A 21,646-nucleotide genomic window follows, 5' to 3' on the forward strand; every position below is an offset into this window, starting at 1 on the left:
ACCTGTTCAGACGGTGGCAATAATGGGGTCATGTTTGAAGCGACACCAAAGGGGCGGCAAATCTTCCGGGAGTGGGCGGTATTCGCCAATCTCGGACCAGCCGCCAGGGCCATGGAAATCACTGCCGGCGCTGACCAGCAGACCAAATTCGCGGGCAAGAATCGCCAGGCTGCCGACCTGTTCGGCAGGTTGATGCCCGTTGACCACTTCAATGGCGTGGCCGCCCGCTTGAATATAGTCGCCAATCAGCTTGCGGCGCTTGCTGCGGGTGAAATCGTAATGCCAGGGATGTGCCAGGCTGACCCAGGCTCCGGCGGCACGCAGGGTGGCGACGGTGTCTTCGAGGGTCGGCCAGTGTTGCTTGACGTCCCCCAGTTTGCCCGCGCCCAGCCATTTGCGAAACGCCTCGGCGCGATCCTTTACAAAACCTTCACGTACCATCCAGTCGGCAAAGTGCGGACGGGCCGGGGCGTTGCCACTGTCGCCCAATTCCTGCTGGATGGCGCGGGCGCCTTCGAGGCCGTTGGGCATGCCCTTGAGGGCCAGTTTGCGGCTTATTTCTTCAGACCGCAGCCAGCGACCATCGTGCAGTTTGGCGATGGCCTCCACCAAAGGCGGCGCATTTACGTCAAAACCGTAGCCCAATACATGAATGGTTGCGCCGCCCCAGGTGCAGGACAATTCAACACCGTTGACCAGTTGCATCCCCAGGGCATTCGCCGCTGTACGGGCCTCTTCCAAGCCTTCGAGGGTGTCGTGGTCGGTCAATGACAAGACTCGCACGCCTTTTTCAAATGCACGTGCAACCAGTACCGCGGGGGCCAGGGCACCGTCGGAGGCCGTGCTGTGGCAGTGCAAATCAACATTCACGGAAGTGTGTAACCTCAAGTCAGCTGGCGCTTTCGCTACCAAGGATGTTTGTTATTATGCCGCCACATCCAGCTTCTGGCTCTTACTGTGAAACAATTCATCGACTTCATCCCGCTGTTGCTGTTTTTCATCGTTTACAAACTCGACCCTCGGATCATCGATATCGGCGGACATGAGCTGTCGTTTGGTGGCATCTACAGCGCCACGGCGATGCTGATCATCAGTTCCCTGGTGGTCTACGGTGCGATCTTCATCTCTCAGCGCAAGCTGGAAAAAAGCCAGTGGCTGACCCTGATCGCCTGCCTGGTCTTCGGCAGCCTGACCCTGGCCTTCCACAGCGAAACCTTCCTTAAGTGGAAAGCCCCGGTGGTCAACTGGCTGTTCGCCCTGGCCTTTATTGGCAGCCACTTCATCGGCGATCGCCTGCTGATCAAGCGGATCATGGGCCACGCGCTGAGCTTGCCGGAGCCGATTTGGGTCCGCCTGAACATCGCCTGGGTCGTCTTTTTCCTGTTCTGCGGTGCGGCCAACCTGTTTGTCGCCTTTACCTTCCAGAACTACTGGGTCGACTTCAAGGTGTTCGGCAGCCTGGGCATGACCGTGCTGTTCCTGGTCGCCCAGGGCATCTACCTGTCCCGTCACCTGCATGACACTGACCCTACCACGCCAAAAACCGAGGACTGACATGCTCTACGCCATCATTGCCACCGACGTTGCCAACTCGCTGGAGAAACGCCTGGCCACTCGCCCAGCCCACGTCGAGCGCCTCAAGCAGCTGCAAGCCGAAGGGCGCGTGGTGCTTGCCGGCCCTCATCCGGCCGTCGACAGCAATGATCCGGGAGATGCCGGGTTCAGCGGCAGCCTGATCGTGGCCGAGTTCCCATCCCAGGCAGATGCACAAGCCTGGGCCGAGGCTGACCCGTATGTGGCGGCGGGCGTGTATGCCAATGTAGTGGTCAAACCGTTCAAGCAAGTCCTGCCTTGATTGCGTTGCGCTGAACCTATTGGGTTCGGCGCACTCCTAATCGCTCATTATTCTCGGCAACCTGCCGACAACGTTCTGAATATTCGTGTGGAATCAGGAGTTCCGATGCGCTTACGTCAGTTGTGTCTGTTGGCAGTGTTAATGATCGGGGCTACGGCCCACGCTGAAGAAACCTCGAACACCGGCAGTTCTACGCCCCTGTCCTTGAGTGCCGGCAGCCAGATCACCGAGTTGCAGCAACGCTTGAAAGAAAGCGAACGGCTGCGTGAAGAACTGAGCAAGCAATTGCAAGGCACTGAATTGAAAGGTGCCGACGCGGCCCGGGAAAGTGCTCAGTTGAGTCGACTGCGCCAGGACAACCAGCGCCTGGCCCAACAGCTCAAGGAAGCACAGTCCGGCGCTCTGCCGCGCTGGCTCACCGAGCAGCAGCAATGGTTCGTTACAGGTGCAGGAGTAGCGCTGATCGCCCTGCTGTGCGGTATCTTCGCCAGTGGCGGGCATCGGCGTCGTCGACAATGGCTAAATTGAGTGAGTCATGAGCGAGCTGTTACTGATAGATGATGACCAGGAGCTCTGTGAGCTGCTGACCAGTTGGTTGAGCCAGGAAGGTTTCCAGGTGCGCGCCTGCCATGACGGTTTGAGCGCACGCAAGGCCTTGGCCCAAGCTGCTCCCGCTGCCGTGGTGCTCGATGTGATGCTGCCAGACGGCAGTGGCCTGGAATTGCTCAAGCAACTGCGCAGTGACCACCCGGAGCTGCCGGTTCTGATGCTGTCGGCCCGTGGCGAACCCCTGGACCGGATTCTTGGCCTGGAACTGGGCGCCGACGATTACCTGGCCAAGCCCTGCGACCCGCGCGAGCTGACCGCGCGCCTGCGCGCCGTGTTGCGCCGCAGCCACCCGACAGCCGTGTCGACGCAGCTGGAATTGGGCGACCTGTGTTTCAGCCCGGTGCGCGGCGTGGTCACCATCGACGAACAGGAATTCACCCTCACCGTCTCCGAAAGCCGCCTGCTGGAAGCCTTGATGCGCCAGCCCGGCGCCCCCCTGGACAAGCAGGAACTGGCGCAAATCGCCCTGGGTCGCAAGCTGACCCTGTACGACCGCAGCCTGGACATGCACGTCAGCAACCTGCGCAAGAAGATCGGCCCGCACCCTGACGGCCGGCCACGGATTGTTGCGCTGCGCAGCCGCGGCTACTACTACAGTATCTAAGCCTGCGGCAGCCTCTGCACAGAGTTTTGTCAGCGCCCACCTAAATCGTCTTTACCCAAGCTTTACCCTCCCCTGACCGCCGCTGACCTTGATCTCCTTAATCTACTCACATCCGGACTCACCGGAATCGAGACAAGGAGAAACACCATGCGCAAGACCCTTATCGCTCTGATGTTCGCTGCAGCCCTGCCTACCGTTGCCCTGGCAGCCATGCCAGAAGGTCCAGGCCCGATGGGCGGTCCTGAAGGCCACACGATGGGCGGCCCGGGCCACGGCGGCGAACACGGTATGCGCGGCAAAGGCGGTCCCTTCAGCCAGCTTGATTTAACCCATGAACAGCGCCAGCAGATCGGCAAATTGATGGGCGAACAGCGTGAAGGTCGCCAGCAACTGGTCAAGAAGTACCTGGACAAACTCCCGGCCGCTGACCAGAAAGCCATGAAAGACGACATGGCTGCCGCCAAGCAGAAAACCCAGACCGAGATCCGCGCCGTGCTCAAACCCGATCAACAGAAGACATTCGACGAGATCGTCAAGAAGCAAACCGAGCGCCGCGCCGAGTGGAAGGAATTCCAGGCCTGGAAAGCGCAACAACCGCAAAAAGCGCAATAATGAGTTAGCTCCACCTCCCAGCTCAGTGGCCCGTGCCGCTGGGCTTTTCCTGTTTGAGGGTTTCCTGTGCGTTCATTGTTCTGGCGCATCCTTGCCAGCTTCTGGCTGGCCATCGCCCTGGTTGCCGGGTTGTCGATCCTGCTTGGGCACATGCTCAACCAGGACGCCTGGATTCTCAGCCGTCACCCCGGCCTCAATAATCTGGCCGAAGAGTGGACCCAGCTCTACGAATCCCAGGGCGAGAACGCCGCCCAGGACATGCTGCAACAGCGCAAGCGCCAGTACCACATTGACGTGCAAGTGCTTAACGAAAGCGGCGAACCGGTGGTACGCGGCACTTTCCCGCGTCGGGCCGCCGCCTTTGAAGCACGACAGAATGACAGCCAGGAGGGTCACCTGCCCTGGCGCCGCCTGACGGCGGAGTACACCAGTGCGAAAACCGGCGACACCTACTTACTGATCTACCGCATCCCACACCCGGAACTCGACGCCTGGCACCGCAGCAGCCTGCTCTGGCCCCTGAGCGCATTAGCGATTGCCTTGGTGGTGTTGACCCTGTTCAGCCTGCTGGTGACGCTGTCCATTACCCGCCCGCTGAGCCGCCTGCGAGGTGCGGTCCACGACCTGGGCCAGGCCACCTACCAGCAAAACAGCCTGGCGAAATTGGCCAACCGTCGAGATGAATTCGGTGTTCTAGCCACCGACTTCAACCGCATGGGCGCCCGCCTGCAAAGCCTGATCGGCAGCCAACGCCAGTTGCTTCGGGACGTGTCCCATGAACTTCGTTCACCCCTGGCGCGCCTGCGTATCGCCCTGGCTTTGGCTGAGAGGGCCACTCCCGAAGCACGGGAGAAACTCTGGCCGCGACTGACCCGCGAGTGCGACCGTCTCGAAGCCTTGATCAGCGAGATCCTGGTACTGGCCCGGGTCGATGCCGACAACGCCAGCGCAGAAGACATCGACCTCAACCTGCTGCTCAAGACCCTGCAAAAAGACGCCCAACTGGGAGCTCCCGATCAGCAGGTACAGCTCGACGTTGAAGCAAACCTGGAACTCAAGGGCTGGCCGACCATGATCGAACGGGCGCTGGACAACCTGCTGCGCAATGCCCAGCGCTTCAACCCGGCCGGCCGGCCGATTGAAATGCAGGCCCAACGCCAGGGCGAGCGCATTGTGATCAGTGTGCGCGACCATGGGCCGGGGGTTGAGGCCAAATACCTGAGCCAGTTGGGCGAACCGTTCTACCGTGCGCCAGGGCAAACCGCCCAGGGCCACGGCCTGGGACTTGCCATCGCCCGCCGCGCTGCCGAGCGCCACGGTGGCAACCTGATCCTGGCCAATCATCCCGAGGGCGGTTTTATCGCCAACCTGGATTTGCCGCTGGTGCCGGGGGTTGCCGTACAGCCCTAGGTGGCTCCCACATTTTGACCGAGCACGCCTGGACAACTCGGTCGAATGTGGGAGCCGGGCTTGCCCGCGATAAGGTCCTCACAGCCCCCGCTCAACGAGGCCCACAAATGCTGCGCCGCATATGCCTGAGCGGCCGCCAGGCCCGGGCCAATAAGCCAACTACACCTTCACAGCGACAACACCCCGCTGTACAGCCCATACGCGGCCAGGCTCGCGCCGGCAATCACACAGACGAAAATGCCTTTTTCCACATGGGTAAACAAGGGCTCACCCTGCTCTCGCTTGGCCTGGGCGAACAAAATCACCCCCGGCGCATACAGCAGCGCCGACAACAGCAAGTACTTCAAGCCGCCGGCGTAGAGCAGCCACACCGCATAGCCCAGGGCGATCAAGCCGATCAGCAGGTCCTTGACCCGCTCGCCATGGGCACCTTCGTAGGTTTCGCCACGAGTACTGAGCAGCACCGAATAGGCTGCCGACCACAAATACGGTACCAAGATCATCGACGAAGCCAGGTAAATCAGGGTGGTGTAGGTGCTTTCGGAAAACAGGGTGATCACCAGGAATATCTGGATCATCACGTTAGTCAGCCACAGTGCATTGACCGGCACATGGTTGGCGTTTTCCTGTTTCAGGAACGCCGGCATCGTCTTGTCATGGGCGGTGGCATAGAGGATTTCCGCGCAGAGCAAGGCCCAGGAAAGCAACGCTCCAAGCAGGGAAACCGCCAGGCCTATGCTGATCAATAGCGCACCCCACGGGCCGACGATATGCTCCAGCACACCGGCCAGGGACGGGTTCTGCAAACTGGCCAGTTCCGGCTGGTTCATGATCCCCAGGGACAACAGGTTGACCAATACCAGCAGCACCAACACCCCGAAAAAGCCGATCACCGTGGCCCGACCGACGTCCGAACGTTTCTCGGCCCGCGCCGAGTAGACACTGGCGCCCTCAATACCGATAAACACAAACACGGTGACCAGCATCATGTTGCGCACTTGGTCGACGACGCTGCCAAGACTCGGGTTGCTCAGGCCCCAGATGTCGCGGGTGAAGATCTCGGCCTTGAACCCCACGGCGGCGATGACGATAAACATCAGCAGCGGCACGATCTTCGCCACGGTGGTGATCAGGTTGATGAACGCGGCCTCCTTGATGCCACGCAGTACCAGGAAATGCACGGCCCACAGCAACAGCGAGGCACAGCCGATGGCCACTGGCGTATTGCCCTGGCCGAACACCGGGAAAAAGTAGCCCAGGGTGCTGAACAGCAGCACGAAGTAACCAACGTTGCCCATCCACGCACTGATCCAATAACCCCAGGCGGACGAGAAACCTATGTAATCGCCAAAGCCGGCCTTGGCGTAGGCATAGACCCCGGAATCCAGATGGGGCTGACGGTTGGCGAGGGTCTGGAAGACAAAGGCCAGGGTCAGCATGCCCACGGCGGTGATTGCCCAGCCGATCAGTACCGCACCGACTTCCGCCCGTGCCGCCATGTTCTGCGGCAAGGAGAAAATCCCGCCGCCGATCATCGAACCCACCACTAAGGCAATCAACGCGCCTAGTCGTAGTTTTTGTGCCGGTTGCGACATGGATGCTCCTGAGAAAAAAATAATGATCGAGCCAACAACTGTGCATTCAGTAAATTTATTGAGCGAGATCAACGTTTATTAGATATAGCCAATAAAGCCGAACGCTTAATAACTTAAATGCATGTCAATAAATAGTGGTTAGGCAAATTTAGATTTTCAATAAAGGTTGAACTTTTTCGACTGAAGGCTATTTGGAAAACCTCACTGAAATAGTTTGCACATCTTGAAAAAAGGGCTAGTTTCAAACCTCCAAGCCCTTGGTAATCCGCTCCTTGCAGCGGAGAACGGCTCTGAAGAGCACCTCCCCGAGGCATTCTAGCGCCCGTACTATTTTTCATCATAAGTCATTAATCCACAATGGAATGTGTCAATTAAGTGATCTGAGTCAGCTGCTTGCCTAGCGCACGGACTTATTCTGTGGTCTCTCTTCTCCTGCATTGGAGTTATGCAATGTCTGAATCTCCCGGAAAACTACGATTAGGTGCACTGGTTGCTCTTGTTGTGGGTTCAATGATTGGTGGCGGAATCTTTTCACTACCGCAAAATATGGCCGCCAGTGCCGATGTTGGCGCTGTGTTGATTGGCTGGCTTATTACCGCCATCGGAATGCTGACCCTGGCCTTCGTTTTTCAAACGTTGGCCAATCGCAAGCCGGACCTTGACGGCGGCGTCTACGCCTACGCCAAGGCTGGCTTTGGCGACTACCTGGGTTTCTCGTCCGCATGGGGTTACTGGATCAGCGCTTGGCTGGGTAACGTCGGCTACTTCGTACTGCTGTTCAGCACCCTCGGTTACTTCTTTCCCATCTTCGGTGAAGGCAATACCCCGGCGGCGGTGATCGGCGCTTCGGTGCTGCTGTGGGCCGTGCATTTCCTGGTACTGCGTGGCATCAAGGAAGCGGCGTTCATTAACCTGGTGACCACCGTTGCCAAGATCGTGCCGCTGGTACTGTTCGTACTGATCGCGATATTTGCCTTCAAACTGGACATCTTCACCGCCGACATCTGGGGCATCAAGAACCCGGACCTGGGCAGCGTGATGAACCAGGTGCGTAACATGATGCTGGTCACCGTCTGGGTATTTATCGGTATCGAAGGCGCGAGCATCTTCTCGTCCCGTGCCGAGAAACGCTCCGATGTGGGCAAGGCTACCGTAATCGGCTTTATCACCGTGCTGCTGTTCCTGATGTTGGTGAACGTGCTGTCCCTGGGGATCATGACCCAACCGGAATTGGCCAAGCTGCAAAACCCATCGATGGCCGCTGTGCTGGAGCACGTGGTCGGGCATTGGGGCGCGGTTCTGATCAGCGTCGGCTTGATCATCTCGCTGCTGGGAGCGTTGCTGTCGTGGGTGCTGCTGTGTGCGGAGATCATGTTCGCCGCCGCCAAGGACCACACCATGCCGGAGTTCCTGCGTAAGGAAAACGCCAACCATGTGCCGGTCAACGCCCTGTGGCTGACCAACGCCATGGTGCAGGTTTTCCTGATAATCACGCTGTTCTCCGCCAGCACTTACCTGTCGCTGATCTACCTCGCCACCTCGATGATCCTGGTGCCTTACCTGTGGTCGGCGGCCTATGCGGTGCTGCTGGCAGTGCGCGGCGAGACCTACGAGAACGCCCTGGCCCAACGCAAGAAGGACCTGTTTATCGGCGCTGTCGCACTGATCTACGCGATCTGGCTGCTGTACGCCGGCGGCACCAAGTACCTGCTGCTGTCCGCCCTGCTCTACGCCCCTGGCGCGATCCTGTTCGCCAAGGCCAAACGTGAACTGGGCAAACAAGTTTTCACCACTATTGAAAAGTTGATTTTCGTCATAGTCGTCATCGGCGCCCTGGTGGCAGCTTATGGGCTCTACGACGGTTTCCTGACTCTGTAACACAAGTTAGATTTCTTTTACTGGAGGATCTGTAATGACCACTGAAAAAGTTAAGTTCGGCGTACATTCCGAAGCCGGCAAACTGCGTAAAGTTATGGTGTGTTCCCCAGGTTTGGCCCACCAGCGGCTAACCCCAAATAACTGCGATGATCTGCTGTTCGATGACGTGCTCTGGGTTGCCCAGGCCAAGCGTGACCATTTCGATTTCGTCAACAAGATGCGCGAACGGGATGTACATGTGCTGGAAATGCACAACATGCTGACCGAGATCGTCGCCATTCCCGAAGCCCTGGACTGGATTCTGGAACGCAAGGTCACCTCCAACATGGTCGGCGTCGGCCTGGTCAATGAAGTCAGTTCGTGGCTGCGCAGCCTGGAGCCGCGCAAGATCGCCGAGTACCTCATCGGTGGCGTCTCGGCCGATGATCTGCCCGACAGCTTCGGTGGCAAAACCATCGAGATGTTCCGCGAATTCCTCGGCCACTCGAGCTTCATCCTGCCACCGCTGCCGAACACCCAGTTTACCCGCGACAATACCTGCTGGATCTACGGCGGCGTGACGCTCAACCCAATGTACTGGCCGGCGCGACGCCAAGAAACCTTGCTGACCAGCGCTATCTACAAATTCCACCCTGAGTTCACCAACGCCGACTTCCAGATCTGGTACGGCGACCCGGACCTGGAACACGGCAACGCAACGCTTGAAGGCGGCGACGTGATGCCAATCGGCAACGGTGTGGTGTTGATCGGCATGGGCGAACGCACGTCCCGCCAGGCCATCGGCCAACTGGCGCTGAACCTGTTCAAGAACAAGGTAGTGGAACGCGTGATCGTCGCCGGTCTGCCAAAATCTCGCGCCGCCATGCACCTGGACACCGTGTTCAGCTTCTGCGACCACGACTTGGTCACCATCTTCCCGGAAGTGGTCAGCCAGATCGTCGCCTTCACCCTGCGCCCTGATGAAAGCAAGCAAGGCGGCATCGACATTCGCCGTGAAGACGCAAGCTTCCTCGACACCGTGGCCGACGCACTGAACCTGAAAGCCCTGCGCATCGTTGAAACCGGCGGCAACAGCTTCGCCGCCGAACGCGAGCAGTGGGATGACGGCAACAATGTTGTCGCCCTGGAGCCAGGCGTGGTGATCGGTTACGACCGCAACACCTACACCAACACCCTGCTGCGCAAGGCTGGCGTGGAAGTCATCACCATCAGCGCCGGTGAACTGGGTCGGGGTCGCGGCGGCGGCCACTGCATGACCTGCCCAATCGTTCGTGACCCAATCGACTATTAATTTTTAAGCCTTGGCCGCCGCTCACAAAGCGTCGGTCAGGGGATAACCTAAACAGAAGGAGATCCACCATGGCTTTCAATATGCGCAATCGCAGCCTGCTCTCGCTGATGCACCACACTACTCGCGAGCTGAACTACCTGCTGGACCTGTCACGCGACCTCAAACGCGCCAAGTACACCGGCACTGAGCGTCCGCACCTGCAAGGCAAAAACATCGCACTGATCTTCGAAAAAACCTCGACTCGCACCCGTTGCGCCTTCGAAGTTGCGGCCCACGACCAAGGTGCTCACGTCACCTACATCGACCCGATGTCGTCGCAGATCGGCCACAAAGAAAGCATGAAAGACACCGCCCGCGTACTCGGCCGCATGTTCGACGCCATCGAGTACCGTGGCTTTGAGCAGGAAATCGTCGAAGAGCTGGCCAAGTTCGCTGGCGTACCGGTGTTCAACGGCCTGACCGCTGAATTCCACCCGACGCAAATGATCGCCGACACCCTGACCATGCGCGAGCACAGCGACAAGCCGCTGCATGAAATCAGCTACGCCTACCTGGGCGACGCACGCTACAACATGGGCAACTCGTTGCTGATGATCGGCGCCAAACTGGGCATGGACGTGCGCATCGGCGCGCCAAAAGCGCTGTGGCCAACCCAAGAGTTTATCGACCAGTGCAAAGCGTTCGCTAAAGAAAGCGGCGCCCGCGTCACCATCACTGAAGACCCTGTAGAAGCCGTCAAAGGCGTGGACTTCATCCACACCGATATCTGGGTTTCCATGGGCGAACCAGTGGAAGCGTGGGACGAGCGCATCGAGCAACTGCTGCCGTACCAAGTCAACGCCAAGATGATGAAAGCCTCGGGCAACCCACGCGTGAAGTTCATGCACTGCCTGCCAGCCTTCCATAACAACGAAACCAAGGTCGGCAAGGACATCGCCGCCCGTTATCCGAACCTGGCCGGTGGCGTGGAAGTGACCGAAGAAGTGTTTGAGTCGCCCGCCAACATCGCCTTTGAGCAAGCGGAAAACCGCATGCATACCATCAAGGCGATTCTGGTGTCCGCGTTGGCGGATATCTAAACCCCGATACGGCTCTTACTGACTGATCGTTCCCACGCAGAGCGTGGGAATACCGCTCCGGACGCTCCGCGTCCAACTGACCACGCCGGGCTCAAGCCTTGCGCGATGGTGACGCGGAGCGGCACAGGATGCATTCCCACGCAGAGCGTTGGAACGATCAAATACCCCACTGAATTTTAGAAGGACAGCCTCTATGCGCATCGTCGTTGCACTGGGCGGTAACGCTCTCCTGCGTCGTGGTGAACCCATGACCGCAGACAATCAACGTGCCAATATCCGCATCGCCACCGAACAGATCGCCCGCATCGCGCCGGGTAACGAACTGGTGGTGGCCCACGGCAATGGCCCACAAGTCGGCCTGTTGTCGCTGCAAGCGGCAGCCTATACCTCCGTCAGCCCTTACCCGCTGGATGTGCTTGGTGCCGAAACTGAAGGCATGATCGGTTACATGATCGAACAGGAACTGGGCAACTTGCTGCACGCCGACGTACCCTTCGCCACCCTGCTCACCCAGGTCGAAGTCGATCCCAAAGACCCTGCGTTCCAGAACCCTACCAAGCCTATCGGCCCGGTCTACTCCAAGGCCGAAGCGGAAAAACTCGCAGCTGAAAAGGGTTGGGCTATTGCTCCAGATGGCGACAAGTTCCGCCGTGTGGTGGCCAGTCCAAAACCAAAGCGTATCTTTGAGATCCGCCCGATCAAGTGGCTGCTGGAAAAAGGCAGCATCGTGATTTGCGCTGGCGGCGGCGGGATTCCGACCATGTACGGCGAAGACGGTAAGCTCAAGGGTGTGGAAGCGGTAATCGACAAGGACCTGTGTTCCTCCTTGCTGGCTGAGCAACTGAACGCCGACTTGCTGGTGATCGCCACCGACGTCAGTGCAACATTTATCGACTTCGGCAAACCGACTCAGAAAGCCATCAGCCACGTCCATCCCGACGAATTGGAAAAACTCGGCTTCGCCTCCGGCTCCATGGGCCCTAAGGTTCAGGCTGCCTGCGAGTTCGCCCGCAACACTGGCAAAACCGCAGTGATCGGCTCGCTCTCGGACATCGAATCCATCGTCCAGGGCACCGCCGGCACCCGTATCAGCACGGCAAAACCTGGCATCACTTACCTATAAATGCACCTAGGGCGGGTTTCAGACCCGCCCTTCTCCAATGCCTTGTAAAGGAGAGACGCCTCATGGCCACGTTTGAACCCGGTCACTTGCATATCGAACGCCACGCGCTGAACAAGGACGACTACAGCTACAACCTGTGCATCGACTATGAAGTCAGCCAGGACCCCAAGGAAGGCAAGGGGATGTTGTTCAAGATGCATGGTTCGGTGCAAGGCAAGGACCTCAAGGAGGAATTCTTCCTGCCCAAGGACCAGGCCTTCGACTTTGCCCGGCAGGCGATGAATATTACGCAGAAGTACGGCATGCCGAAGATTGCAGTGTTGAACGGCTCCATGCACAAGCAGTACGACCAGATGTTTGAAGACGTACGCCACCAACTGGATGTGAAGCCGGGAGATCCGGTGAAGCTCGAACACCTCGAATAACTCACCGAACACCTGACCTGGTTGATCGTCCCCACGTTCATTCCACGTGGGAACGCATCCCGTGACGCTCTCCGCGTCGCCAGTGCACAAGACTTGACCCTGCATCGAGCCCAGGACGCAGAGCGTCCAAAGCGGCATTCCCACGCAGAGCGTAGGAACCATCAGCCCCCTCGCCACAGACGGCAAATTTCACCTCGGCCCCGCGCCAAGGCATACTGGCCATCCTCCGCAGTCCAGAACCGTTAGCCCCCATGCGTATCCACGTCAGCTTCATCGACCGCGTCGGCATTACCCAGGAAGTCCTGGCCTTGCTCGGTGGGCGCAATCTCAACCTGGACGCAGTGGAAATGGTTCCGCCCAACGTCTATATCGACGCCCCGACCCTGAGCGCCGAGGTATTGGAAGAGTTGCGTGATGCCTTGTTCAGCGTCCACGGCGTGCAAGCCGTCACCGTGGTGGACATCCTCCCAGGCCAACGCCGGCACCTGCAACTCGACGCCCTGCTGGCGGCCATGACCGATCCGGTGCTGGCCCTGGACAGTGCCGGCAAGGTGTTGCTGGCCAACCCGGCGCTGATCGCCCTCTACGGCCGCGAGCCCGCCGGGGAAAGCATCGCCGAGCTGTTTGACGACACGGCGCTGCTGGACACCCTGCTGGAGCAGGGCTTTCGCCTGCCCTTGCGGGAAATCAGCGTCAACGGCCAGACCCTGTTGCTGGACGCCACGCCAATCACCGACGCCGGTGCCCTGCTGACCCTGTACCAACCCAACCGCATCGGCGAACGCTTGTCGGCGCTGCATCACGATCACGCCGAAGGCTTCGATGCGCTGCTGGGCGAATCCCCGGCGATCCGCACCCTCAAGGCGCGGGCACAGCGGGTAGCGGCTCTGGATGCACCGTTGTTGATCCAGGGCGAAACCGGCACCGGCAAGGAGTTGGTAGCCCGAGCCTGTCACGCGATCAGCGCCCGTCACAGCGCGCCGTTCCTGGCGCTGAACTGCGCGGCGCTGCCGGAAAACCTGGCCGAGAGCGAACTGTTCGGCTACGCCCCCGGTGCCTTTACCGGCGCCCAACGCGGCGGCAAGCCGGGGCTGATGGAGTTGGCCAACCAGGGCACGGTATTTCTGGATGAGATCGGCGAGATGTCGCCGTATTTGCAGGCCAAGCTGCTGCGTTTTCTCAATGACGGCAGCTTTCGCCGGGTGGGCGGCGACCGTGAAGTAAAGGTCAATGTGCGCATCCTCAGCGCCACCCACCGCGATCTGGAAAAGATGGTCAGCGAGGGGACTTTCCGTGAGGACTTGTTCTACCGGCTGAATGTGCTCAACGTCGAAGTGCCGCCCCTGCGCGAACGAGGCCAGGATATTTTGCTGTTGGCACGCTATTTCATGCAGCAGGCCTGTGCGCAGATCCAGCGTCCGGTCTGTCGTCTGGCGCCGGGCACTTATCCGGCGTTGCTGGGGAATCGTTGGCCTGGGAATGTGCGGCAACTGCAGAATGTGATTTTTCGGGCTGCGGCTATTTGTGAAAGCAGCTTGGTGGATATTGGTGATCTGGATATCGCCGGGACTTCGGTGGCGCGTCAGAGTGATGGTGAAGTCGACAGCCTGGAGCAGGCGGTGGAGGACTTTGAGCGTTCGCTGCTGGAGAAGCTGTATGCCAGTTATCCGTCGACGCGGCAGTTGGCGAGTCGGTTGCAGACTTCGCATACGGCCATCGCTCATCGCTTGCGCAAGTACGGGATTCCTACGAAGGTCTGAAAGTTGGGTGCATATCCGTTGCTGCGGTTATGGCGGCTTGGGGTTACGCCCTTACGGCGTGTCACTTTTGGAAAAGAGCCCGGAATGCCGGCCCAGCCAAAAGTAACCAAAAGGGCTCTTGCCCCACCACTCGGTGCCTCGCTGCGGCTCGGCATGTTCACTCCGGCATTGCTCCGTGGGCCGCCGCGATGGGCCATCCTTGGCCCAGCGCGGCTAAACCGGCGTCCTGCCGGTTTACCCACGGATCAATGCCTGCGTTCAGCCATCGTGGTTAACGGGGCGCCTTAGATCAAAAGCAAAAGCACGGCGGCCTGGTAGCCGACCTGAGTGGTGAGAAGCAAGAGCGGATCTACTGCCCACTGCCCACTGTAGGAGCGAGCTTGCTCCGGGCGGCGTTCCGACGATGGTCGTTAACGATGACGCTGGTTTCCTGAATCACCGCGGCGCCCTCTGGTTCTTCGCGAGTAAGCTCGCTCAGAACCGTCAACCACCTCACGCCCAGTCAAGTGCCTAAAACCGACCTCGGCCCGTACTGAAAACGCTACAGCGTAACGATATCACTACACGCATCCTCAGCCGTCTCCATGCAAGGCTTTGATCCTCATAGCCTTTTTTTCACCCTCTCAACCGTAGCGATATCGCTACACCCACAAATCAACCATTCCCACAGAAATCAAATAACCAATTGATTTATAACAACTAAAAAACATTGGCCGCGATTTTGCTAAGTAACTCCTCATTATTACAATCCCGTCCACCAGACGAATCTGGCCCTGAGGAGTTTCCATGAGCGAGTTGCGCTTTACTGAAGATCACGAATGGCTGCGCGCCGAAGCCGACGGCAGCGTTACCGTAGGTATTACCGCTTTCGCGCAGAACGCGCTGGGTGATGTGGTTTTCGTGCAACTACCTGAATTGCAGGCCTACGACAAAGGTGCAGAAGCCTCCACCGTGGAATCGGTCAAGGCGGCCAGCGGTGTGTACATGCCCCTGGACGGAGAAGTCCTCGAAGTGAACGACAAGCTGGACGCCAGCCCCGAGTTGGTCAACGAAGACCCGATGGGCGAAGGCTGGTTCTTCCGCTTTAAACCGACCGATGCCGATGCGGTGGCTAAACTGTTGGATCAAGATACATACGACCGCCTGATCAAAGCCAATGCCGAAGCCTGAGGAGCGCGTCATGACCATTCAATTGAGCACCGCCAACGAATTCATCGCGCGCCACATCGGCCCGCGCCAGGAAGACGAGCAACAGATGCTCGCCAGCCTGGGCTTTGATTCCCTGGAAGCCCTGAGCGCCAGTGTGATCCCGCAAAGCATCAAGGGCACCAGCGTGCTGGGCCTGGAAGACGGACTGAGCGAAGCCGATGCCCTGGCTTCGATCAAGGCCATCGCCAGCAAAAACCAACTGTTCAAGACCTACATCGGTCAGGGCTACTACAACTGCCACACGCCGTCGCCGATCCTGCGCAACCTGCTGGAAAACCCGGCCTGGTACACCGCCTACACCCCGTACCAGCCGGAGATTTCCCAGGGCCGCCTGGAAGCGCTGCTGAATTTCCAGACCCTGATCAGCGACCTCACTGGCCTGCCGATCGCCAACGCTTCCCTGCTCGATGAAGCCACCGCCGCTGCCGAAGCCATGACCTTCTGCAAACGCCTGAGCAAGAACAAGGGCAGCCACGCCTTCTTTGCGTCCATCCATAGCCACCCGCAAACCCTCGACGTGTTGCGCACCCGTGCCGAGCCGTTGGGCATTGACGTGGTGGTGGGCGACGAGCGCGAACTGACCGACGTCAGCGCCTTCTTCGGTGCGCTGCTGCAATACCCAGCCAGCAACGGTGACGTGTTCGACTACCGCGAACTGACCGAACGCTTCCACGCCGCCAATGCGCTGGTGGCCGTAGCCGCTGACCTGCTGGCCCTGACCCTGCTGACCCCGCCGGGCGAGTTCGATGCCGACGTGGCTATCGGCAGCGCGCAACGTTTCGGCGTACCGCTGGGCTTTGGTGGCCCGCACGCGGCGTATTTCTCCACCAAGGATGCGTTCAAACGCGACATGCCGGGCCGCCTGGTGGGCGTCTCCGTCGACCGTTTCGGCAAGCCGGCCCTGCGCCTGGCCATGCAGACCCGCGAGCAACATATCCGTCGCGAGAAAGCCACCAGCAACATCTGCACCGCCCAGGTGCTGTTGGCCAACATCGCCAGCATGTACGCGGTGTATCACGGCCCTAAAGGCCTGACCCAAATCGCCAACCGCATTCATCACCTGACCGCGATCCTCGCCAAAGGCTTGACCGCGTTGGGCCTCAAGGTTGAGCAAGCCAACTTCTTCGACACCCTGACCCTGGCCACCGGCGCCAACACCGCCGCCCTGCACGACAAGGCCCGTGCCCAGCGCATCAACCTGCGCGTGGTTGATGGCGAACGCCTGGGCCTGTCGGTGGACGAAACCACCCTTCAGGCTGATATCGAAACCCTGTGGAATGTGTTCGCAAACGGTAAAACACTGCCGGACTTCGCCGCATTGGCCACCAGCGTTGACAGCACCCTGCCGGCCGCGCTGCTGCGCCAGTCGCCAATCCTCAGCCACCCGGTGTTCAACCGTTACCACTCGGAAACCGAGCTGATGCGCTACCTGCGCAAGCTCGCCGACAAGGACCTGGCACTGGATCGCACCATGATCCCGCTGGGCTCCTGCACCATGAAACTCAACGCCGCCAGCGAAATGATCCCGGTGACCTGGGCCGAATTCGGTGCCCTGCACCCGTTCGCCCCGGCCTCGCAAAGCGCCGGCTACCAACAGCTGACTGACGAACTGGAAGCCATGCTTTGCGCGGCCACCGGTTACGACGCCATCTCCCTGCAACCGAACGCCGGTTCCCAGGGCGAGTACGCAGGCCTGCTGGCCATTCGTGCCTATCACCAGAGCCGTGGCGAAGAACGCCGCGACATCTGCCTGATCCCTTCGTCAGCCCACGGCACCAACCCGGCCACCGCCAACATGGCGGGCATGCGTGTTGTGGTCACCGCTTGCGATGCACGCGGTAACGTCGACATCGAAGACCTGCGGGCCAAGGCCATCGAGCACCGCGAACACCTCGCTGCGCTGATGATCACCTACCCGTCGACCCACGGCGTGTTTGAAGAAGGCATCCGCGAAATCTGCGAGATCATTCATGACAACGGCGGCCAGGTGTACATCGATGGCGCCAACATGAACGCCATGGTCGGCCTCTGCGCACCAGGCAAGTTCGGCGGCGACGTGTCCCACCTGAACCTGCACAAGACCTTCTGCATCCCTCACGGCGGTGGCGGCCCAGGCGTTGGCCCGATTGGCGTGAAGTCGCACCTGACACCGTTCCTGCCGGGGCACGGCGCCCTGGAACGCAAGGAAGGCGCGGTCTGCGCGGCACCGTTCGGCAGCGCAAGCATCCTGCCGATCACCTGGATGTACATCAGCATGATGGGCGGCGCCGGCCTCAAGCGCGCGTCGCAGTTGGCGATCCTCAATGCCAACTACATTTCCCGTCGCCTGGAAGAGCACTACCCCGTGCTCTACACCGGCAGCAACGGCCTGGTGGCCCACGAATGCATCCTGGATCTGCGCCCGTTGAAAGACAGCAGCGGCATCAGCGTCGATGACGTGGCCAAGCGTTTGATCGACTTTGGTTTCCATGCACCAACCATGTCGTTCCCGGTGGCCGGCACCTTGATGATCGAACCGACCGAAAGCGAATCCAAGGAAGAACTGGACCGCTTCTGCGACGCCATGATCCGCATCCGCGAAGAAATCCGCGCAGTGGAAAATGGCTCGCTGGACAAGGACGATAACCCGCTGAAAAACGCCCCGCACACCGCCGCCGAACTGGTGGGCGAATGGACGCATCCCTACAGCCGCGAACAAGCGGTGTACCCGGTAGCGTCGTTGATCGAAGGCAAGTACTGGCCGCCGGTTGGCCGGGTCGACAACGTGTTTGGCGATCGCAACTTGGTGTGTGCGTGCCCGTCGATCGAAAGCTACGCCTGACCGTGAACCTGTAGGAGCGAGCTTGCTCGCGAAAAACCTGAGAGCGCCGCGATCATCCTGAATGAACGCGGTGCCTATCAGTTCTTCGCGAGCAAGCTCGCTCCTACAGAAAAGCGGTACCCAATAACAAGAAACCGGAGAACAACCATGTCTTTAAGCGTGTTCGACCTGTTCAAAATTGGCATCGGCCCCTCCAGTTCCCACACCGTCGGCCCGATGCGTGCTGCAGCGCGCTTCGTCGAGGGCTTGCGACGTGACAACCTGTTGAGTGCGACCACCCGCGTCAAGGTCGAACTCTACGGCTCGCTTGGCGCCACCGGTAAAGGCCACGGCAGCGACAAGGCCGTGTTGCTGGGCCTGGAAGGCGAACACCCGGACACCGTGGACACTGAAACCGTTGCTGCACGCTTGCAGGAAATCCGCAGCAACGGGCGCTTGAACCTGCTCGGCGAACACAGCATTGCGTTCAACGAGAAAGAACACCTGGCGATGATTCGCAAACCCCTGGCCTATCACCCCAACGGCATGATCTTTCGTGCCTTCGATGAGGCGGGCCTGCAAGTTCGCAGCCGCGAGTACTACTCGGTCGGCGGCGGGTTTGTGGTGGATGAAGACGCGGCCGGCGCCGACCGGATTGTCGAGGACGCCACCCCCCTGACCTTTCCCTTCAAAAGTGCCAAGGACTTGCTTGGCCATTGCGCCACCTATGGGCTGTCCATCAGCCAGGTGATGCTGACCAACGAAAGTGCCTGGCGCCCGGAAGCAGAGACCCGCAGCGGCTTGCTGAAGATCTGGCAGGTAATGCAGGACTGTGTGGACGCGGGCTGTCGCAACGAAGGGATTCTGCCCGGTGGTCTCAAGGTCAAGCGGCGGGCGGCGGCGCTGCATCGCCAGTTGTGCAAGCACCCGGAGTCGGCGCTGCGTGATCCGCTGTCGGTGCTGGACTGGGTCAACCTCTACGCCCTGGCGGTCAACGAAGAAAACGCCAATGGCGGGCGCGTAGTAACCGCGCCCACCAACGGTGCGGCCGGGATTGTGCCGGCGGTGTTGCACTACTACATGCGTTTTATCCCCGGTGCCAGCGAAGACGGCGTGGTGCGCTTTCTGCTCACCGCCGCCGCCATTGGCATCCTCTATAAAGAAAATGCCTCGATCTCCGGCGCTGAAGTCGGTTGCCAGGGTGAAGTGGGCGTCGCCTGCTCCATGGCCGCCGGCGCCTTGTGCGAGGTGTTGGGCGGTACGGTTTCCCAGGTGGAAAACGCTGCCGAAATCGGCATGGAACACAACCTAGGCCTGACCTGCGACCCCATCGGCGGGCTGGTGCAGGTGCCCTGTATCGAGCGCAACGCCATGGGCTCGGTCAAGGCCATCAATGCGGTGCGCATGGCCCTGCGCGGCGACGGGCAACACTTCGTCTCGCTGGACAAGGTCATCCGCACCATGCGCCAGACCGGCGCCGACATGAAAAGCAAATACAAGGAAACCGCCCGTGGCGGTTTGGCAGTCAACATTATCGAGTGCTGACGCTCTCAAGCACGTCCGTACGTTTTTCAGGAGCTGAATATGTCCACCGAAACCCTGTTGAAAACCCCGCTGCACGCCCTGCACATCGAACTGGGCGCGCGCATGGTGCCGTTCGCCGGCTACGACATGCCGGTGCAATACCCGCTGGGCGTGATGAAGGAACACCTGCACACCCGTGAACAGGCCGGGTTGTTCGATGTATCGCATATGGGCCAGATTCGCCTGAGCGGCGCCAACGCCGCCAAGGCCCTGGAAACCCTGGTGCCGGTGGACATCATCGACCTGCCGGTGGGCATGCAGCGCTACGCCATGTTCACCAACGAGCAGGGCGGTATCCTCGACGACCTGATGGTCGCCAACCTGGGTAACGACGAACTGTTCCTGGTGGTCAACGCCGCCTGCAAGGATCAGGACCTGGCCCACTTGCGCCAGCATATCGGTGACCAGTGCACCATTGAGCCGCTGTTCGAAGAGCGCGCCCTGCTCGCCCTGCAAGGTCCGGCGGCGGTCAGCGTATTGGCGCGACTGGCGCCTGAGGTCAAGCACATGACCTTTATGCAATTCGCGCCTACGCGCCTGCTGGGCGTGGACTGCTACGTCAGCCGCTCCGGCTACACCGGCGAAGACGGTTTCGAAATCTCCGTGCCGGCCGCCAGTGCCGAAGCCCTGGCCCGCAGCCTGCTGGCAGAAACCGAAGTACAGGCCATTGGCCTTGGCGCCCGCGACTCCCTGCGCCTGGAAGCTGGCCTGTGCCTCTACGGCCATGACATGAACACCGAAACCACACCGATTGAAGCCAGCCTGTTGTGGGCCATCTCCAAGGCCCGCCGCGCCGATGGTGCACGCGCTGGTGGCTTTCCGGGTGCCGACAAGATCTTCACCCAACAACAAACCGGTGTCAGCCGCAAGCGCGTTGGCCTACTGCCGCAGGAGCGTACCCCTGTCCGTGAAGGTGCAGAAATCGTCGATGAGCACGGTACCGTGATCGGTAGCGTGTGCAGCGGCGGTTTTGGTCCGAGCCTTGGCGGCCCGCTAGCCATGGGGTACCTCGACAGTGCGTTCGTTGCGCTGGATACCGAGGTCTGGGCGTTGGTGCGTGGGAAAAAGGTGCCACTTCGTGTAAGTAAAATGCCATTCGTGCAACAACGTTACTACCGTGGTTGATTGGCTGTTCCTATAAGTAACGCGAATGCGGTTGTGTGCACTAATCTGTAACGCAACCGCCACAAAAAAGTGCACTGACGATAGTCACCGCTATGTGCCTTAACCTATAACAAGTGATCAAGTCTATCGAATAAGCCTTATACCCAACGTTGACCGAAGTGTCATAAAACTGAGGAAAACCGTGGCTTGCAGAGGGCTTGTTTTTTCCGTATTAGTTGGCGTAGAGTTTGCCTACTGTGTTTGCATGGGTCGCTTGGAACCTGGACCTGGGCAGTAGCCAAAGTTTGCTACAACCCGTTCGACGTCTCTTACTTTCCTGCAATCCAGCCCAGTACTCTTTCATGTGAAAGGGGCTGTCATTAACTTTAGCGTCAAGGAAATAAGAAAATGGCTGATCGTCAGAGCGGTACCGTCAAGTGGTTCAACGACGAGAAAGGGTTTGGTTTTATCACTCCAGAAAGCGGTGCAGATCTGTTCGTGCATTTCCGCGCGATTCAGGGCAATGGCTTCAAGAGCCTTAAAGAAGGCCAGAAAGTGACCTTCATTGCCGTGCAAGGCCAGAAAGGCATGCAGGCTGACGAAGTACAAGCAGCAGAAGACTGATCCTTGCTGCGACAAAAAAGCCTCTGATGGTGACATCAGAGGCTTTTTTATATGTTTTATCCGTAAAATGGCTTTTTTCCTTCC

At 59.5% G+C, this 21,646-nt stretch carries 19 protein-coding genes; 17 read left to right on the top strand and 2 right to left on the bottom strand.

What is annotated here, in order from left to right:
- Nucleotides 1-6 precede the first annotated feature (6 nt).
- The gene (locus ACZRJ6_RS02150) at nucleotides 7-870 is read right to left on the bottom strand and encodes a PHP domain-containing protein (RefSeq protein WP_149412004.1); all 864 of its coding nucleotides are present in this window, start codon (nucleotides 868-870) and stop codon (nucleotides 7-9) included.
- Between the two features lie 87 nt (nucleotides 871-957).
- Here ACZRJ6_RS02150 and ACZRJ6_RS02155 point away from each other — a divergent pair, with 87 nt between their 5' ends.
- From ACZRJ6_RS02155 to ACZRJ6_RS02180, 6 genes are all read left to right on the top strand, one after another.
- Entirely contained in the window at nucleotides 958-1,554 is a 597-nt protein-coding gene (locus ACZRJ6_RS02155; protein ID WP_463966891.1) for a septation protein A, read from the top strand.
- A 1-nt stretch (nucleotide 1,555) separates the two neighbouring features.
- On the top strand, nucleotides 1,556-1,855 hold the full coding sequence (locus ACZRJ6_RS02160) for a YciI family protein (RefSeq protein WP_133099539.1): 300 nt from the start codon (nucleotides 1,556-1,558) through the stop codon (nucleotides 1,853-1,855).
- A 105-nt stretch (nucleotides 1,856-1,960) separates the two neighbouring features.
- On the top strand, nucleotides 1,961-2,383 hold the full coding sequence (locus ACZRJ6_RS02165; RefSeq protein ID WP_463966892.1) for an SH3 domain-containing protein: 423 nt from the start codon (nucleotides 1,961-1,963) through the stop codon (nucleotides 2,381-2,383).
- Nucleotides 2,384-2,390: 7 nt separating this feature from the next.
- Nucleotides 2,391-3,068 (top strand): response regulator transcription factor, encoded by a 678-nt coding sequence (locus tag ACZRJ6_RS02170; protein WP_463966893.1) that lies wholly within the window; start codon nucleotides 2,391-2,393, stop codon nucleotides 3,066-3,068.
- A gap of 147 nt (nucleotides 3,069-3,215) precedes the next feature.
- Entirely contained in the window at nucleotides 3,216-3,680 is a 465-nt protein-coding gene (locus ACZRJ6_RS02175) for an LTXXQ domain protein (RefSeq protein WP_463966894.1), read from the top strand.
- A 66-nt stretch (nucleotides 3,681-3,746) separates the two neighbouring features.
- Nucleotides 3,747-5,090 (top strand): sensor histidine kinase, encoded by a 1,344-nt coding sequence (locus ACZRJ6_RS02180; protein WP_463966895.1) that lies wholly within the window; start codon nucleotides 3,747-3,749, stop codon nucleotides 5,088-5,090.
- Nucleotides 5,091-5,257: 167 nt separating this feature from the next.
- Here ACZRJ6_RS02180 and arcD (ACZRJ6_RS02185) read toward each other — a convergent pair whose 3' ends face one another.
- A complete protein-coding gene (gene arcD / locus ACZRJ6_RS02185; RefSeq protein ID WP_463966896.1) occupies nucleotides 5,258-6,685 on the bottom strand; it encodes an arginine-ornithine antiporter in 1,428 nt (475 codons plus the stop codon).
- Between the two features lie 450 nt (nucleotides 6,686-7,135).
- Here arcD (ACZRJ6_RS02185) and arcD (ACZRJ6_RS02190) point away from each other — a divergent pair, with 450 nt between their 5' ends.
- The 11 genes from arcD (ACZRJ6_RS02190) to ACZRJ6_RS02240 all read left to right on the top strand — a co-directional run bounded on the left by arcD (ACZRJ6_RS02190) (nucleotide 7,136) and on the right by ACZRJ6_RS02240 (nucleotide 21,562).
- Nucleotides 7,136-8,563 (top strand): arginine-ornithine antiporter, encoded by a 1,428-nt coding sequence (gene arcD, locus ACZRJ6_RS02190; protein ID WP_463966897.1) that lies wholly within the window; start codon nucleotides 7,136-7,138, stop codon nucleotides 8,561-8,563.
- A 34-nt stretch (nucleotides 8,564-8,597) separates the two neighbouring features.
- Complete coding sequence (gene arcA / locus ACZRJ6_RS02195) at nucleotides 8,598-9,854, top strand: arginine deiminase (protein WP_463966898.1); 1,257 nt, start codon at nucleotides 8,598-8,600, stop codon at nucleotides 9,852-9,854.
- A gap of 68 nt (nucleotides 9,855-9,922) precedes the next feature.
- Nucleotides 9,923-10,933, top strand: a complete 1,011-nt coding sequence (locus ACZRJ6_RS02200; RefSeq protein ID WP_463966899.1) for an ornithine carbamoyltransferase — start codon at nucleotides 9,923-9,925, stop codon at nucleotides 10,931-10,933.
- A gap of 193 nt (nucleotides 10,934-11,126) precedes the next feature.
- Nucleotides 11,127-12,056: a carbamate kinase gene (gene arcC, locus ACZRJ6_RS02205; RefSeq protein WP_463966900.1), complete on the top strand. Its 930-nt coding sequence runs from the start codon at nucleotides 11,127-11,129 to the stop codon at nucleotides 12,054-12,056.
- A gap of 62 nt (nucleotides 12,057-12,118) precedes the next feature.
- A complete protein-coding gene (locus tag ACZRJ6_RS02210) occupies nucleotides 12,119-12,481 on the top strand; it encodes a DUF5064 family protein (RefSeq protein ID WP_133099550.1) in 363 nt (120 codons plus the stop codon).
- A 251-nt stretch (nucleotides 12,482-12,732) separates the two neighbouring features.
- Nucleotides 12,733-14,241, top strand: coding sequence for a sigma-54-dependent transcriptional regulator (locus ACZRJ6_RS02215; RefSeq protein WP_133099551.1), 1,509 nt, complete (start codon nucleotides 12,733-12,735; stop codon nucleotides 14,239-14,241).
- 786 nt (nucleotides 14,242-15,027) lie between these two features.
- Nucleotides 15,028-15,411, top strand: a complete 384-nt coding sequence (gene gcvH, locus ACZRJ6_RS02220; RefSeq protein ID WP_463966901.1) for a glycine cleavage system protein GcvH — start codon at nucleotides 15,028-15,030, stop codon at nucleotides 15,409-15,411.
- 10 nt (nucleotides 15,412-15,421) lie between these two features.
- On the top strand, nucleotides 15,422-18,271 hold the full coding sequence (gene gcvP / locus ACZRJ6_RS02225; RefSeq protein WP_463966902.1) for an aminomethyl-transferring glycine dehydrogenase: 2,850 nt from the start codon (nucleotides 15,422-15,424) through the stop codon (nucleotides 18,269-18,271).
- 147 nt (nucleotides 18,272-18,418) lie between these two features.
- Complete coding sequence (locus ACZRJ6_RS02230; protein WP_463966903.1) at nucleotides 18,419-19,795, top strand: L-serine ammonia-lyase; 1,377 nt, start codon at nucleotides 18,419-18,421, stop codon at nucleotides 19,793-19,795.
- 39 nt (nucleotides 19,796-19,834) lie between these two features.
- Complete coding sequence (gene gcvT / locus ACZRJ6_RS02235; protein WP_463993530.1) at nucleotides 19,835-20,959, top strand: glycine cleavage system aminomethyltransferase GcvT; 1,125 nt, start codon at nucleotides 19,835-19,837, stop codon at nucleotides 20,957-20,959.
- 387 nt (nucleotides 20,960-21,346) lie between these two features.
- On the top strand, nucleotides 21,347-21,562 hold the full coding sequence (locus ACZRJ6_RS02240) for a cold-shock protein (RefSeq protein ID WP_133099556.1): 216 nt from the start codon (nucleotides 21,347-21,349) through the stop codon (nucleotides 21,560-21,562).
- The last annotated feature ends 84 nt before the right edge of the window (nucleotides 21,563-21,646 follow it).

Source organism: Pseudomonas sp. C321, from assembly GCF_055407105.1.